Below are 17,241 nucleotides of genomic sequence, written 5' to 3' on the forward strand. Positions count from 1 at the left end.
TTATTTCTCCTCTTCCAACAATATTTCTTTAAGCAGAATGTCGATTTCTTCGGCAGACATACGGTCAACAAAAGAGGCTTCATGGCTTTCTGTATTGGAACCCGATCTTTCCGAAGCTAAAAGTGTGCGGTCCATCAGCAACGTTGCCAAATGAATCAAATCCTGGCTACGCATCAGCTCAAGGGTGGAAATCCGAACCCCAAAAACCTGATAAATGGCCGCCTGCAATTCCGCCGACATCAATGAATCCACGCCCATCTGGGATAACGACACTAGCGGGTCGATCTTGGCCGCAGGGATACGCAGTATTTTTGCGACTTGCTCAACAAGGGCCTGGCTCATCGCCGGCTTTTGTTCTTCCGCAGGTAATTGGCTAATTGCTTGGCATAGTTCAGTGAGCGAATTGCTTGTGGCGCCGCCAGCCGCCATCAGCTTTGAGAACCGGGGAGAATTGCCTCCAGTGGGTTCGAATTCCTGCCAGCGTGACCAGACATAATTCATCAAGCCATATTGCGGCAATTCGATGTCGCGCAAATGCGACCAGGCGTCCAGGGCCTGCTCCGCGGTGATGGCGTATATTCCCATCACCTCCAGATGTTTAGCCACTTCGGCGCTTTCCACCGCCATGCCGGTAGCAATCGCCCCCCAGTTAATGGACGTGGCCGGCAGCCCTAAGGCTTTACGATGACTTGCCAATGCATCCAGGAAGGCGTTGGCTGCGACATAATTGGCCTGGCGGGCATTGCCGATCAGCGCTGAAACCGAAGAGAACAACATGAAAAAGTCCAGAGCCTGATTTTGCGTGTGCTTGTGCAAGTGCCACGCCCCTAATGCCTTTGCTTTCATTACCGGCGCCAAGCGTTCAGGATTCAGCTCGGATATCGGCGCATCATCCAGCACGGCAGCCGCATGCAGCACACCTTTAAGGGGAGGCATTTCAGCGGCAACTTGTGCCAGCAGGGCTGCTACCTGCGCTTCGTCTGCCATGTCGGCGGCTGCCGCCAGCACTCGTACACCTTGCTGTTCCAAGGATTGCACTGCGGCTTTTGCACTATCATCCGCTGCGCCACGACGGCCGACTAATACCAAATGTCTGGCGCCCCGTTTGGCCAGCCAGTGCGCCGTTTCCAATCCAAAACCGCCAAAACCGCCGGTAATCAGATAGGTGGCTTGCGCATCAAACAGCATGGCGGGGCTATCGTCCCTCACCGCAATCTCTGTTTTATCGGTTAAAGATAAAACCGGTACTTTGCCAGCGGTCTCTGCATTGACAGCGGTTAACCAGGCTAAACCTTCATGCGCTGTCAACACTTGCGCTAATGAAAAGTCTTTAGGGCTCAAAACCAATAATTGCCCCACTTCCGCCAGCAATTGCCCAAACAGCCGAGGGGCGGTAAATGCCAGTTTTAGTGCGCTGATAGCGAAGTTGCTGTTCAATCTTCCGGATGCGGATGTATTGCCGGTCTTATCCGTCAAAATCAGCTCATGGACGCCAGGATCGAGCAAATTGTCGACAGCCATTTGCTTAAACCCATTATCGCCATGCACCCAAGCCCGAATAGGCAGATCCTTAGCGGCATCCTGCAATAGGGCAGGGAAATCAGGCAGGTGGTCAGCGCTGACAGACCCGTCATTCAATAATTGCGGATTTGCCTCATGACTATAAAATTGGGAGTTCGCCCCCAACCAGCGGGCAATCGTCTGAACCGCTATCGCACTCGCCCCCAATGCCGCATCGATTAACACCATCTCGCCGGGCGCAATGCGGGCAATCGTGTGTAAAGCGTAATACGCAGGAATTAATGTGGTCGTTAACGCAGCGACTTCGGCGTGAGCCAAGGCAGGAAAACGGCTGACCGGAAACACTCGCTCAATAGGACAGACGACATGCGATGCCGGCCTGCCTTCGATAGCCACAACCACTTTGTCGCCGACAGAGCACTGATTAATATTTTCAGCCGCTGCCGTTATCACGCCGGTGGCAAAATAACCTTGCAGGTTATCTTCATTGTCTTCGGCGTTCGGATTAACGCCGGTTAAATTAATATAATCCAACGCAACCGTCACCTCGCCTGCTTTCGGCAGGGGACGCGGCATGGCATGGAATTCGGCGTGGCCTTGTACTTGAAACGCCTGGACTTCATTGCCGTTTAAGGTTTTGTGCTCGACAAAATGAGGTTCAAGCACCAGTCGATCCAAACGATGCACAAAACGCTCATTACCGCGTAAAGCCACATCATCCTCGTCATCATCGGCAAGCAATTCCTGGGCTAATAAGCCAATGTTTGGCTGAGTGCCAATGGCGGCCAAATCAATCAAGGTACAACGCAACGCAGGGTATTCATTGAAAGCCACGCGCGCCAAACCGATCAATGGCGTTTGAGCCAGATTATCGATAACATCCATTTTCGATAACACCTGCGCGCCTTCAGTGACCATATACAAGCGGGGTGCTTGATCATCGAATTCGCTGGATAGCAGTTGGATGACTTGCAACGCAGCACTTGCTTGATCGATGCCCACCGGATCATCCTGGTTTGCGCGACGGTCCAGGCCCCATAAGTAAACGACGCCTGCACAATGGTTGGCTTTGGCTTTTTGCAAAACCAGCCGCAAATGATTCAACTCATTTTCGCTCAGCTGTCGTACGACTCCCGGTCCACTTTGATAGGCATCAGAACTTGGCACCCTTATAACCTGGTTGGCAGGATTGGTTTCCAGTTCTCGGCATAGCGAATCGCCAATCCCTTGCATATCGCTAAATACCAGCCAGCAACCGGTTTTTTTGGCCATGTTGCCCGGTAATGCCTGTGCGGACCACTGCCATGCATAAGTCCATTGTTTGAGTTGTTCGCCGGGATCTTCCTTTTGCGTCGAAAGCGCGCGGCAGCGTAAGCCTGTAACTTCAACTAATAAGTTGCCCGTATCATCAAATAAACTTAAATTGCCGACAATGCCTTGATCGCTGATGCGAGTGAGCTTGCCATGACACCAGAATGCCGTGCCTGGCTTGCAGTGATAAGCGATGCGCTTGATGGTTACCGGCATGTAAAACTTGTCGCTATTTGCAAGCGCGGCGATCAATGACTGAAAACAACCGTCCAGCAGGCTGGGATGTAAACAGTAATCGGCATTATCTGTTAATAAATCGGAGTCCAATTCGATCCGCGCCAGCACTTCATTCTGCCGGCGCTGCAGATGGCGAATGGTACGAAAGTACTGGCCATAGCGTAAGCCGCGCTTTGCCAAATCGGTATACAACTTATCGATGTCGGCAATCTCGCTACAGCGGCTGGCTATATCTTCACGGCTTACGGTCTGAATGATGGCTTCCTCATTTTCGACAACCTTACCGGAAGCGTGTAACCTCCAGCTCAACTGATCGTCGGAATCACGGCTGAAAAAGGTATATTCGCCACTGTTCTGATCCAAGGTCACGTGGATAACTTGCTCACTGCCGTTATCATTCAATACCAAGGCTTGGTTGAAATTCAGTTGCTCCAGAGCACATTGACTGTGGCCGGCAAGTTGCTGGAAGGCTGCTAAACCGGCTTCCACATAAGCGGCGCCCGGCATTACCACCAGGCCATCAACTTGATGATCGTTCAGATACGGCAACATTTGATGATTAGCCGTACTTTGCCAAGTTGGCCTGGGATCGGGTAACCGGCGATCCAATAAAGGATGGATCGGCCCGCCAACGCGATCCGATTTGGATTCTTGGCTTTCACTCCAGTAGGTTTCCCGTTGCCATGCATAGGTCGGCAACTTGATATAGCGGGCATCGGCTGCAAACAACTTGCGCCAGTCGATTTTGCAGCCCGCGACATACAATTCTGCCAAAGCCAGATTCAAGGTAAGGCGTTCAGGCTTATCCCTGCGCAATGAAGCAAAACTTTGGGGTTGAATGCCCTGTTGACGACAGCATTCTTTAATAGATGTAGACAGCACCGGATGCGGTCCCACTTCCAGGAAAGCCCGATGGCCATCGCGCAGCAAACTGGTCATCGCCTTGGCGAAATAAACGGGCTCGCGGATATTGTTACACCAGTATTCGGCATCGAAAAGCACTTCGCTGACCAAGTCACCGGTAAAGGTGGAATATAACGGGATTTTTGGCAATCCGGGTTTTAACCCCGCCAATACCGCTCTGACTTCAGGCTTGAGCGGTTCCATAAAAGGACTGTGGTAAGCCACTTCAACTTGCAAAAAGCGGTTAAACTCGCCTATTTCGGTCAAATACGCCGCAATGGCCTCCAGACTGTTCGCATCGCCCGCTAAAGTAAGTGATGACGGACCATTGATGGCCGCAATCGAAACCTCGCCTTGCGTCAGTTCCAATAACTCACCGCATTGCTCCTGACTTAACCCCACCGCCAACATTTTGCCCAGGCCCGCGGCTTTTTTCTGAATACGGCTACGTTGATAGCTGACTAATACCGCATCATCGAGACTTAACACGCCAGCGGCGTAAGCGGCACTGACTTCCCCGACGCTGTGACCGACAATCGCCGCAGGCTCTATGCCGAGTGAACGCCAAAGTGCCGTTAAACCAACCTGAATCACAAAATTAGCCGGTTGCGCGATAGTGGTGTCGGAAATATTGGAAACCTCCTGATCCAGGAGCATTTCATCTAATATCGACCAACCCGCTACCTGTCTGAAAATCGCATCGCATTCTTCAACTGCTGTCCGATAGACGGCTTCGTTTTGGTATAACTCCCGACCCATGGCCCACCATTGCGGGCCCATGCCGGTATAAACAAAGACAGGCTTTTGATTTGATTCGCCGGCTGCTTTGCCTGATGCCAGCCACTCGCCTGTGCCTTGTTCGACAAAAGACTGCAGTTGACTGCGCATTTCTGGCCAGGTTGCGCCCACGACCGCCATCCGATGGTTGTGATGCCCTCGACGGCAAGCCGCTGAATAGCCGAGATCTGATAATTTGACGGACAGATTTTCATCAAAGCGGGCTAACCAGGCTTTCGCTAAATCGGTTAAAGCCTCTTCGCTACGCGCTGATAAAGGTAAACAATAAATTCTGCCGGGCAGGTCGGGAGTCCGTTCTGCTGATTCGACTTGCGGGGCGTTTTGTAAAATGGCGTGCGCATTGGTACCGCCGTAGCCGAATGAATTCACGCCGGCACAGACTTTATCCTCGGTCGGCGCCAAGGCTTCCAGTTGCCGAGGGAGTTTCAGGCCCAATTCAGCAAATGGAATATCAGGATTGGGCGTGGTCAGATTCGCCTGGGGCGGCACTTGACGATGTGATAAGCACAATGCCGTTTTAATAACGCCAGCGACACCCGCCGCCGCTTCAAGATGTCCAATGCTGGCCTTAACCGAGCCGAGCAGACAAGAGTGCCGCTCATCATGTTGTCCTAATGCCGTACCCAACGCCTTGGCTTCCAGGGGATCGCCGACGGGTGTACCGGTGCCGTGGGCTTCAAAGTAATAAATATCATTGGTATCGATGGCGTATTTCTCGAAAACCTGCTGGATTAGTGCGGTTTGCGATTCAGGATTGGGTACGGTAATCCCGTTAGTTCTTCCATCCTGATTGACTCCCGTACCGCGCACCAATGCATAAATTGAATCACCATCGTGCAACGCCTCTGACAACCGTTTCAGCACCACCACACCGGCGCCTTCACCGCGGCCGTAACCATTAGCGCTGGCATCAAAACTTTTACTGCGTGCGTCTGGCGCAAGAAAACCGCCTTTACACATGGCAATCGGGTATTCGGGGCGCATCATGACGTTAACGCCGCCCGCCAACGCCAGATCACATTCACCGTTCCATATCGCTTGACAAGCCTGATGCAATGCGACTAAAGAAGAAGAGCAGGCGGTATCCATACTGATGCTCGGGCCACGCAGGTCTAACACATAAGATATGCGGTTGGACAAAATCGTCATGGTTGAACCAATCGCGGTATGCGTGCCAATCAACTGCCGATTCATCTTCCCCATTTGGGTCAGTTTGTGATCTAGCGTGAAAGCCCCGATAAAAACGCCAGTATTGGATCCTGCCAGGGATTCGTAAGGAATGCCCGCATCTTCCAAGGCTTCCCAGCTGGTTTCCAATAACAAGCGTTGCTGAGGATCCATACATTCGGCTTCGCGCGGGGCAATACCAAAGAACAGCGCATCAAACTCATCAACGCGCTGTTGCAAAAAGCCGCCTTGTTTAACATACATTTTGCCTGGCTTACTGGTATCTGCATCGTAAAACCGGCGTAGATTCCAGCGCTCAGGAGGAATATCAACGATGGCATCGCTGCCGGATCTGAGTATCTCCCAAAAGCTTTCAGGATTATTAGCACCGCCAGGAAAACGGCAGCCGATACCTATTAATGCAATAGGATCGGCTATTCTTTGATTATAATTAACTTTGTTTTCTTTCATCGTAATATCCTTTTAATATTCTTGTGTATATACATCAAATATATTTATTTAATTGACTATAATCGGGTATAACCATATTACTTTTGATTTATTACAATTAATGCATCCATTTCCCATGGCTATATTATTTGGTTGCCAGTTTAATCTGGTGGCTTATAAAAAAAAGGTAATATTCAATTAAAAAAAACGGTAATAGTTAACTGACGAGACCACCTCATCTGTACTTATTGCTTCGGGATAGAATTTTCTGAACCTGGATGCACCTCGCATTAAAATTGAAGCGTGAGGTTCTGTTGATGTTGACAGAGCGGTTATCTTTTAATCAGAAACATGGCCTGAATGTCTGAAGAAATTCAGGCATTCATCAGGATGAAAATAATCCATCAATCGGCCGACAGTGCGCCAGAGAGTTTCATAAGTCCGCTCGGTGATCTTGCGCGGGAGAGGTCCGGTGGCTTCGGGAAGGGAGAGGGAATCCAGTCAATCCGTGGCTGGACTCCTCTAAGACGGTATAAATGCCGGAGCAGCGTCCGATGATTTATACCGCCTCTTTCAGTGAGATCTACTTTGCGTTTTTGCCGACGGTAATTGTAATTTCGATTGTTCGGTCATTACCGCTGGCAGGATGCTGGATATTGACCCAGGCGCGGCGCTTATCTTGCGGGTCGAAGTACAAGCCGGTGAACTCCGATCCTGGGGTGCCATTTGATGCCCAACGAGCCAAGCCTTCGCCTTCGTCATTCAGGTCACCATCCTTGTTCAGGTCTTTGGCGAACCAGATGTCGTCGTCAACACCACCGTTACGGTCCTCGATAATGTAGATGTTGCCGTCGTGATCAATCGCCAGGTTATCAGGGTTAGCCAAGCCACTGCTCACAGGCATGCCGGTGGCCAAGTCGATGCTGTCTCTATTAGCGAACACGGAAATCGAGTTTGCCTGCAAATCCAGCCGATAGACTTCGTTGGTGGTCGTCGTTGTCATATAGAGGAATTCCCTACCTTCGACAGTCTGGATTTGCAAATCTTCAGGACGTTGGTAGTCGGTACCTTTGAATGCTGGCAGCTCAGTTGTATTGCGAGCATCAACCGAAGTCACGCCGTTTGTATCGGTAATAGTCAGTGCGCCAGGCAGGCCCAGGCCATTTGCATCCGTAAACGGAACCCACTCGTATTCGCCGGTGGCGTTCGGAGTGTTGCCGTCGCCTACACGCAAGACATAGGTTGTACCGGCAGCGAAGTAATCCGCGGTGCCTTCTTTGACATCTTCTAATGAAGCCGCTGAGGTGTATTTATAGACACTGCCCCCGTTCAATTCATCGATGAAATACAGGTTGCCGGCTTTGTCAAATTGGATGCCTTCATGCGAAGTGCGTGGAATCACGTTTTGGTGCACGAAATCGGCGCCATTATTGCTGTCTACAGTAACCGGACCGGTAATGCCCGGCGCATCGAGTGGATTTTTCAACTCGAACAAACGGCCGTAAGGGCTGGTAGACCCAGAGACTGCAGTGCTCCAGCTTTCTTCAGCCGTGATTAATGTTCCCCAAGGTGTCCAGAAGGAGGCATCGAACGATCTATGACCACCTACAGTAGGGCTGATCCACACTGTCTCGGTCTGTCCCGTGGCTAAGTCGTGGCGTTGCACGCCAGCTTGTCCTGTTTCGAACACTGTGAACAAGTAGCGTTCATTTTGGCGTCCCGTCTCGTTTGTGGTAATCATATCCCAATTGCCCGTGTTGGGCTTGCCGTCGGCCAACTGAGTAGCGCGATCAGCAATCGACAACTGGGTAAAGTCTGGGTTACCCAACGTGATGGGCATGGCTTCATCGATGGTCAGGCCAGCCGAATTGGCAAGCGGGGTGAAGTCTTCAAACCGGGTGCCATCAGCGAAGACAGAAGCTCCAGTCAACAACAGGCCAATGGCTGTGACGAGTTTTGTGCAAAGGAATTTATTTTTCATGACGTGGCTTTATATTTTTAACTGATTAAAGAAAAAATAGCGACCGCTCAATATCCTTGAGGGGCAATATAAACTGCCAACCGATATAGCAAATACCCGCTAAAATTGGTGGACGGTGTTTTTATACTGCATGGGTATTACAATCTAATTACAGTAAAGTAATTTATGTCCTACAGTCGTGAGGGATGTGATTAAACTAAACCGGATAAGCTATATATCTGATAGGGCCTAGAAATACTCTGCAAGCAATATATTTAAAAATATTCATACCCCTTCGATAATATTTCTTTAATTAACTTTTAGAACTGAATGTCTGAGAGAGGATTTGAGGCAGTCATGACTAGCTGAAATGGGTCAAAAATTGATATATACGATTGAAGAAATGGGGTGTTTGGCAGGGATAAATCTTGTGGTTCGACTTGAAATTATGAAGTTTTTAATAGGAGATTCAAAAAACGTTATATGTAATAAATTCTGGCCAAGCAATTAGTGTTTCAAAACTGCCCAAAAAACAAACCGGAAAACGTTTTTGTCACGAAGTCATCATCAATTGTTAACCAAACGTTCACGATTTCGTAATCAGTGAACGCCATACTTTGCCCTTCTTTTTCATCATTTCAATGATTCAAGGGGGGTAAAAATGTCAAAACTTAATCGTGGTTTATTACTGAAACTATCCGCTGCCGTTTGCTGCGCAATAGTTGGTCAAACGGCCATTGCCGCATCAGCGCACAACAACGCCCAAGGCTACGGCAAGTTCGAGTTCGCCTTGATTGGCGATGTGCCGTATAAGGAAGTCGATTACTGGAAGGTCGACAACGTGATTGCGGAGATCAACGCCGGCAAACAATTGAAATGGGTTTTGCACGCTGGCGATATCAAGAACGGTTCGACTTTGTGTTCGGACGAGATGTTCGAGGATCGGCTGCAACGCTTTCAGCATTTTACAATCCCCTTCATTCTGACGCCCGGCGACAACGAGTGGACCGATTGTCATCGTGCCAATAATGGTTCGTACCAGCCGCTGGAACGGCTGAACAGGTTGCGCGAGTTGTTTTATCCGGTGCCCGGCGAGACGCTCGGCCAGAAAACCATGACCGTCGAGACCCAGGCCGACGATCCAAATTATGGGGAATTCGTCGAAAACACCCGCTGGATGGAACAGCATGTGATGTTTGCAGCCTTGCATATCGTAGGCAGTAATAACGCACTAGCTAACTTTGCCGGCCGTACTCCGGCCGACGACGCCGAAGTCACACACCGAGTTGACGCAACCCGCGCATGGATCAGGGAAACCTTCGCCAAAGCCAGGGCTGAGGATGCGCGTGGCGTGCTGTTGCTGTTTCAGGCTAACCCCGGTTTCGAGTCAGCCACAGGCAGCGACGAACGGAAAGGTTTCGAAGAAATTCTGGCTGACCTGGAACGGGAAACTGTCGAGTTCAAAAAACCGGTTATGTTTGCTCATGGCGACTCTCATTATGTCCGTATCGATAAGCCTATGAAGGGCAGTATCAGTAACCGCCGTATCGAGAATGCCACTCGTGTAGAAACATTCGGCGCCGATGACGTGCATTGGCTGCGGGTCGTCGTCGATCCAAATTCGTCGGAAGTTTTCTCGGTTCACCAAGAAATCGTCGACAAAAATCTGGAACAGCATCCGCTGCTTTAAGTATCTGTCACAGCTAAGCCCCGGTTTCGCCGGGGTTTTTTAAGTCCTGTCTGTTGTGAAATTACCCCAATGCGAGCTTCCGGTTACGCAATATTGATGATTTCAGCTCAGTTTGTCATTACCCTGTCATAACGTATTTCAATAATACAGCCTGACTCGCAGATTCAGAGCTTGTTATTATGATGAATGACTATCAAAAATCCCGCCGTACCTTTATCAAAACCGCCGGTCTGGCATTGGGCGCCGGCGTTTTCCCGTCCTGGACTGGTTTAAGCGGCATTGCGGCCTCTTCGAACACGACGGCGTTATTCGCCCAGCCACAGTTGACGCACGGCATTCAATTTGGCGACGTGCTGTCGGATCGGGCTATCGTCTGGAGCCGGGCCGACCGCCCCGGCCGAATGGTTGTCGAATACAGCTTCAATCCCGACTTTAACGATTCAAAACGGGTACCAGGCCCCTTGGCCTCTGAAAATACCGACTATACCGCCCGTATCGATCTGACCGGACTGCCTGCCGGCCAGGATGTTTTCGTTCGGGTCCTGTTCCAGGATATCAATAATCCCCGGGCCTGGAGTCAGGCCAGTTACGGTTATTTCCGTACAGCCCCGGAGCATGCGAAAAGCATCCGGTTTCTCTGGTCCGGCGATACCTGCGGCCAGGGATGGGGAATCAACCCCGACATCGGCGGCATGCGAATCTATGAGACCATGCGTTTGACCGATCCCGACTTTTTTATCCATTGCGGCGACAGTATTTATGCCGATTGTCCTATTCAGGAATCCCAGATCGTCCATGAGACCGGTGAAGTCTGGCGCAACATCGTCATCCCGGAAGTCGTCAAGGTGGCCGAGACGCTGGACGAGTTTCGCGGCCGCTACAAATATAATCTGCTGGATCACAATTTGCGCCGTTTTAATGCGGAAGTGCCAACGGTCTGGCTATGGGACGATCACGAGATCACCAATAACTGGTCGCCGTCAAAAGATCTGGAGGACGATGCCCGCTATGCGGAAAAGAATATAGCCGAACTCAAGTATCGGGGAACCATCGCGGCATTGGAATATGCGCCTATCCGTTATTACCCGGCAAGCAAAGGTCAACGCATTTACCGCAAATTGCCGTATGGCCCGCTGCTGGATGTATTCGTCATGGATATGCGCTCCTATCGCGGAGCGAACAACTATAACCGCCAGAGGCAGCCCGGCATCAATACCGCCTATCTGGGGCGTGAGCAATTGGACTGGCTGAAGGCCGGTTTAAAAAACTCGACGGCCGTCTGGAAAGTGATTGCCGCGGACATGCCTATCGGGTTGCAGTTGCCGGATGGCATCGACGAACAAAATCGCCGCCAATTTGAAAACTTCGCCAACGGGGACGGCCCTGTGTTAGGGCGCGAGTTTGAAATCGCGGAGTTGCTGGCCTTCGTCAAGCAAGAGAACATTGTGAACATGGTGTGGTTTACTGCCGATGTCCATTACTGCGCCGCGCATTATTACGACCCCGGCAAAGCCCGGTTTAAAGATTTCCAACCGTTCTGGGAGTTTGTCTCCGGCCCTTTGAATGCCGGCGGCTTTGGACCTCATCCGCTTGACGATACGTTCGGACCGCAATTGATCTTCCAGAAAGCCTCGCCCAGCCCTAACCAGTCGCCCTTGTCAGGACTTCAGTTCTTTGGTCAGGTCGATATTGACGGCAATAGCCGGATAATGACGGTCGCATTGAAAGACATCGAGGGCGACACCCTGTTTACGCAGGACATTGCCCCTTCAATCGTCTGAAGCCCTCGACTTTATAACCGCAAGCGTGAAAGACGACAAAAGGAATAGAGTGAGTTAAAGGGCAGGGCAGGCATTCAAGCAGGGCTATTGACCCATACGATGATCAGGCTGAACAGCTATGAAGAAGCAACGATCTCGATAGTTTAAAAAACTTTAATGAACGAGACTTTAGAAATGGCTGAGTTATAAAGATTTATTTTTCTCATTTTGACCACTTTTTAACATGGAACAAATAAATTCGAAGGTAATCAGGCATGGACAATGACACTCTAATCAATCAAGCGCGGCGTCTTTATGCGGTATTACATGTCGAACAATATGCGAAATCTATCAAGAACAAAGCCCGATTTGATCGTCTTGACCATCTGGTAAGGTGGGCTTATTGCCGTTATCAGCGCCGGTTAAATCGCTGTGTTTTATGTTATCAGCATCGGTTAAAAGACTGTCCTCGGGAGCTTTGGAAAAATAAAAGGCGGTTTTGTCCCCGAGATCATTAATCAGAAAAACTGCTTTGTCAGCTTGCGTATATTCGGATAGCCGCCTGTTGCTGTTTTTTTGCTGCCCCATGCTGATGAACCCGGACAGTGCTGCCGTCCAGCATCAAAATGACAGCGAAAAGCTTTGCCTGGTCGGCGACATTATTGATTTTTGGGCTCTTTCCAAGAAGACATATGGCCCAGAGATTACAATGGCTTGGCTGGCCAAAAAGCATGGTCATGATCAGGATTAGTAGAAGGGAGCGTTATTTGTTAATTCCGGGCTTTGAACTGCCACGTTCCTCTTTTCTGAGAATGCCATGCCTAAACCCATTCACCTTGTTCATTCCGATGTCATTATTGTACTGATCAATTTCCTTAACATGCGCCTCCTAATTGACGACCTTGTCGAAATTTCAGACAACTCAAACAGGTCTTTTATACATCAATGAAAAAACGGGTTTTGATTATATCGGCGGGGGCGGGAACGGGTCACATCAAAGCAGCCGAAGCTTTGGAGAAATCCTTTGCCGCCGACGGCCGGGTTGCGGAAGTCATCAACAACGATGCGCTGCAATACACCAACAAGCTGTTCCGGGATTTCTATTCCAGTTTTTACACATCACTGGTGCGATCCGCGCCCAATTTCCTCGGCTGGTGGTATAAAACCAGCGATGAGCCCTGGTATACAGGCAGCATGCGGCACATGATAGACCGGCTCAATACCAAACCGCTGGTACGGTTTATCCGGGAATTCGATCCGCATATCACCGTCTGCACGCATTACATGCCCGCCGGCATCATCTCCCACCTCATTGCAAGCCAACAGTTGCAAGCGCGTCTGTCCATTGTGGTCACGGATCTGGATTTTCACGCCATGTGGCTGTCGCGCGCATTCCATCGCTATTTTGTCGCCATCGATGAAACCAGGGCGCACCTGGAAATGCTCGGGATTCCCCGCGAAAGAATCACGGTATCCGGCATACCCATTGATCCCGTTTTTCAACGGCCCATCAACCGGGCAGAAGAACGGCTTCGGCTGGGATTGCATCCTGAAAAGTCGGTTCTGCTCCTGTCGGCGGGTGCTCTTGGCCTGGGACCTACCGAGTTCATGGCGGAGCGAATGCTCAACCTGAGTAGCGATGCGCAGACAGTGGTGGTTTGCGGACACAACGATGAACTGAAACAGCGCATCCTGCGATTAGTCGACAGCCGAAGCGCCCGCTTTAAGGTGCTGGGTTACACCGAGGAAATGCACAAGCTGATGAAAATGGCCGACATATTCATTGGCAAACCCGGCGGCATGACCACCTCCGAGGCTATCGCCTGCGGACTCCCCATCTGCGTGGTTTCGCCCATCCCCGGACAAGAGGAAAGAAATAGCGATCATTTATTGGAAGAAGGCATTGCCGTTAAGTGTAATGACCTGACTACGCTGCCTTTCAAACTGGAGCGGCTGCTGGAGGATCCGGACAGGCTGAGCCGCATGAAAGCCAATGCTTTGCGCTTTGCCAAACCAGCGGCTTCGACAACCATTGTCGATACGCTGCTCGAAGACCGTCTTCCGGCATTATCACTGACCAAAAGTCAGCAAGCGGCAATTGCTCTGGCCGCGGGGCCGGAGAGCCAGCGTCGATCCTATGCGGCCGGCCCTGCCTCTTACAATAATTTTAAATTCCGCAAGCAGTAAGCAGGCAGTTCGTTGATGTCTGTGCGTTGGAAGTGAAAAATGGATATTGAAAGATTTAATATGGAACGCCCGCTTTACAGTTTAGCGATTCAAGCATGAACTTCGGATTTGCACAGAGAAGGCGAGCCTCTTCCGGTTCCTTTTATTAACGTCAACAAGGCTTCAACTGGAAAATAGGAATACTTCATCATACTGGCATAAAGCCGGTTTACTATTATCAAAGCTCTTAATTTGGAGGAACAATGCCAGTTCGAGCTATTGATGTGGGCAACAGGAATCCGGACGCCTGGCTCTGGGAACAGGAGCGCGAATTTCGATCCACACGTCACTATCGGCATCGCATCCAAGGATTACCTGAAGAAAATGCTCGCCGAATCATTTGATGTGTTCACGTTTTCGCCAGCAGGGGTGTCCGTTTATCAACTCGGCAATTTCGGGACGGCTCGGAAGCAACTCAAGGCGTGGAATTGAGGTTAAGGATTGTCTCAGGAAACAGGGTTGCCTGGACATCAAACGGCATTCACTATTTGCCGGTGAAGAGCCCCGGATATGGCCGCAAGCCATGCGGCCTATGATCTTGAAGCGCGAGCCCTGGCAATTCTGAATACTTTTGACAATCAGCCTGTTTCAACTTATCAGTTCTCCCAACTGTTTTGACCGGAACATTCGGAGAATTTTTTCAGTCTATGAAAGATTAGATTTGGGATCAGCAGCACGAAATTTGATCTTGAAAATACCCGTAATGTATGCCAAGGCCGTTGATTCACGAGTAGTAAAAGTTTGATGTCTATAAAACAACCGATGGCTTTTGTTGATCTGGAAACCACCGGCGCTTCCGCAACTAAAGATCGGATTACAGAAATTGGTATTGTATTAGTCGATGAACACGGTGTTCGGGAGTGGAGCCAGTTGATTCATCCACAAACCCGAATACCCGTGTTCATCGAACAGATGACCGGCATTACTAACGCCATGGTCGAACAGGCGCCGCGATTTGCCGAGGTGGCGGACGAAGTCGAGGCGCTGTTACAGGGAAGACTGTTTATTGCCCACAATGCCCGCTTTGATTACGGGTTTTTGAAAAACGAATTCAATCGTCTGGGCATGGCATTCAGGCCTACGGTGTTATGTACCGTCAAGTTATCCAGAGCGCTATATCCGCAGTACAGGCACCATAATCTCGACAGCCTGATGGAACGCCATAGCCTGACCACTCGAGAGCGTCATCGGGCCTTGGCCGATGCCCAGTTGATTCACCAATTCTGGCATGTTCTTGCGGAAAACTTTTCTGAGTCGACGCTCAACGAAACGGTTCAGCAGTTGATCAATCGTTCGAGCCTGCCGTCGAATATCGACCCGCTATTGGTTCATGAGCTACCTGAAGGTCCAGGTGTCTATCTGTTTTATGGCGAAAACGATCTGCCGTTGTATATCGGTAAAAGCGTCAATATTAAAAGCCGTGTCTTGGCGCATTTCTCATCCGATCATCGTCACCATAAGGAGATGAGCCTGTCACAGCAGTTACGCAGGATCGAGTGGATCGAGACGGCGGGTGAATTAGGGGCCTTGTTGACTGAAGCCAAACTGATCAAACGATTGCTGCCTACCCACAACCAACGCCTGCGCAGGAAAAAGGCGCTGTGCGCCTGGCAGCTTCAACAACACGATGATCATCTGCGCCCGGTATTGGCCTGGGCCAATGAGCTTGATTTTGGTGTCCAGGACAATCTTTACGGCTTGTATCACAGTCAGCGTGATGCACAAAAAGCATTGCGTAATATGGCCGATCAATATCAACTCTGTTTGAGTGTGCTGGGTCTCGAAAAGACAGCCGGAAACCGTCCCTGTTTTGCCCATCAGCTTAAAAAGTGTCAGGGAGCTTGCGTAGGTAAGGAACAGCCGCTGGCTCATGCAACTCGATTATTGATGGCAATGACCAAGCTTAAACTCGTTACCTGGCCTTATCCGGGCGCCATCGGTATCCGGGAAGGGGATGAGCTACATGTCGTCGATCAATGGTGTTATCTCGGCACGGCAAAAAATGAAGCGGATGTCCATACATTATTGGCAGATGGGAGGCCGGCGTTTGATCGAGATACTTATCTCATACTCAACAAAGCCTTGAAAAAATCCAGGGTTGTTTTGTTAAAAGCCAACTGATTTAAGCTCGGCAATCGACAATTATCATTTGCAAAAAACTGGCAGATTACTTCAAAACAGCAAGTGGAGCTCAAGGCTTCAATCCTCTCAATGCAAATGAAGCAGTAGCTCAGCAGTCGGTCATGCACTTGCATTTTTACTTCCTGCCACGCCATAGTGATGATGCAATCGATGCATGGCCTGTGTTGCCAGGAGCAAACCAATATGTGCGGAAGTCCGGCAACCCTTGCAGTCAATCGGTCCGCCTGCAAGCTGCGCTTGCAGATTCCCTCCGCGCTGTCGCGCTCCGGCGTCTGCTTACTTCCACGTTGGGTACCGTAAAACATGCGCCTCTGGTCTTTACATCCCAAATATCTTGATCCCCAAGGCCTGGTCGCGTTGTGGCGGGAGGCTCTCCTGGCGCAGGCCGTCCTGCTTGGAGAAACACGTGGCTATCGCAACCATCCGCAGCTGGACCGATTTAAGAATCATACGGCGCCACTTGCAGCCATCTCGCTGTATCTGAAGGGCATTCATGCGGAGGCTGTGGCGCGGGGTTATGCCTTTGACAAAAGCAAAATCCAACCGGCCCAGAAAGTAGTGGCCCTCACTGTCACTACCGGTCAGATACAGTACGAGTGGGAGCATCTCCTGGCAAAGCTGAAGGTGCGTAATCCAGCGCTGTATCGGAAGTGGCGGGCCACCGAAGTGCCAGAGGCACACCCCATGTTTAGCGTGCATGCTGGCGATATTGAGTCATGGGAGCGTCAGTGAGCGTGTCACCCAACAATCGCATCAACTCAGACTGCGCAAAGCTGGTTACGCGAAACGTTGAACGACAGCTTTCTGTATTGCAGCCGCCATTTGGCTTCGGTTTGGGCATTATTCAGGAGGCTGGCGTCAAAGCCCGTGGCCCAGCTGTCGGCGTCGAGGTTTCTGGTGCCGCGCGAGGGCAGAAAATCGATCGCCGCTTCCACCCAGAGGTGTTCCAGGCGCACCTTGCTGATCTGGCCGCCGAGCGCACTTACGATAAGCTCTGGCAACTCATTGGTAAGCTGTTGGATGAGTTTCAAGCGGATGAGTGCCTCAATCTCTTCAGGCATTCAGGCTATGTTTCT

Annotated in this window: 11 protein-coding genes; 7 read left to right on the plus strand and 4 right to left on the minus strand. The window is 50.5% G+C overall.

Annotation, left to right across the window (positions count from 1 at the left end):
- On the minus strand, window positions 1–6,408 hold the full coding sequence (locus METLU_RS0121885) for a type I polyketide synthase (RefSeq protein WP_027160062.1): 6,408 nt from the start codon (window positions 6,406–6,408) through the stop codon (window positions 1–3).
- A 562-nt stretch (window positions 6,409–6,970) separates the two neighbouring features.
- A complete protein-coding gene (locus tag METLU_RS26240) occupies window positions 6,971–8,368 on the minus strand; it encodes an alkaline phosphatase PhoX (protein WP_051300132.1) in 1,398 nt (465 codons plus the stop codon).
- Between the two features lie 640 nt (window positions 8,369–9,008).
- On the opposite strand from METLU_RS26240, the gene METLU_RS0121900 reads away from it, so the two are divergent.
- Window positions 9,009–10,037 (plus strand): metallophosphoesterase, encoded by a 1,029-nt coding sequence (locus METLU_RS0121900; protein WP_027160063.1) that lies wholly within the window; start codon window positions 9,009–9,011, stop codon window positions 10,035–10,037.
- Between the two features lie 179 nt (window positions 10,038–10,216).
- Entirely contained in the window at window positions 10,217–11,818 is a 1,602-nt protein-coding gene (locus tag METLU_RS0121905) for an alkaline phosphatase D family protein (RefSeq protein WP_081679173.1), read from the plus strand.
- 330 nt (window positions 11,819–12,148) lie between these two features.
- Here METLU_RS0121905 and METLU_RS28140 read toward each other — a convergent pair whose 3' ends face one another.
- Entirely contained in the window at window positions 12,149–12,385 is a 237-nt protein-coding gene (locus tag METLU_RS28140) for a hypothetical protein (protein ID WP_027160065.1), read from the minus strand.
- Between METLU_RS28140 and METLU_RS28500 the strand changes: the two genes are divergently transcribed.
- The 5 genes from METLU_RS28500 to METLU_RS0121940 all read left to right on the plus strand — a co-directional run bounded on the left by METLU_RS28500 (window position 12,384) and on the right by METLU_RS0121940 (window position 16,897).
- On the plus strand, window positions 12,384–12,548 hold the full coding sequence (locus METLU_RS28500; protein WP_196806644.1) for a hypothetical protein: 165 nt from the start codon (window positions 12,384–12,386) through the stop codon (window positions 12,546–12,548). The genes METLU_RS28140 and METLU_RS28500 overlap by 2 nt on opposite strands.
- Window positions 12,549–12,742: 194 nt before the next feature.
- Window positions 12,743–13,984: an MGDG synthase family glycosyltransferase gene (locus METLU_RS26245; protein ID WP_036243399.1), complete on the plus strand. Its 1,242-nt coding sequence runs from the start codon at window positions 12,743–12,745 to the stop codon at window positions 13,982–13,984.
- 783 nt (window positions 13,985–14,767) lie between these two features.
- Window positions 14,768–16,144 carry a 3'-5' exonuclease family protein gene (locus tag METLU_RS0121935; RefSeq protein ID WP_036243403.1) on the plus strand — a complete coding sequence of 459 codons (1,377 nt, stop codon included), beginning with the start codon at window positions 14,768–14,770 and terminating at the stop codon, window positions 16,142–16,144.
- A 23-nt stretch (window positions 16,145–16,167) separates the two neighbouring features.
- On the plus strand, window positions 16,168–16,503 hold the full coding sequence (locus tag METLU_RS29240; RefSeq protein WP_407939120.1) for an HIT family protein: 336 nt from the start codon (window positions 16,168–16,170) through the stop codon (window positions 16,501–16,503).
- Window positions 16,469–16,897 (plus strand): pyrimidine dimer DNA glycosylase/endonuclease V, encoded by a 429-nt coding sequence (locus METLU_RS0121940; RefSeq protein WP_027160068.1) that lies wholly within the window; start codon window positions 16,469–16,471, stop codon window positions 16,895–16,897. Before METLU_RS29240 ends, METLU_RS0121940 begins: the two co-directional genes overlap by 35 nt.
- Window positions 16,898–16,923: 26 nt before the next feature.
- Here the strand turns inward: METLU_RS0121940 and METLU_RS0121945 are convergent, their stop codons facing one another.
- A complete protein-coding gene (locus tag METLU_RS0121945; RefSeq protein ID WP_027160069.1) occupies window positions 16,924–17,226 on the minus strand; it encodes a hypothetical protein in 303 nt (100 codons plus the stop codon).
- Window positions 17,227–17,241: the final 15 nt, after the last annotated feature.

The sequence above is a fragment of the Methylobacter luteus IMV-B-3098 genome, assembly GCF_000427625.1.
GTDB lineage: Bacteria > Pseudomonadota > Gammaproteobacteria > Methylococcales > Methylomonadaceae > Methylobacter > Methylobacter luteus.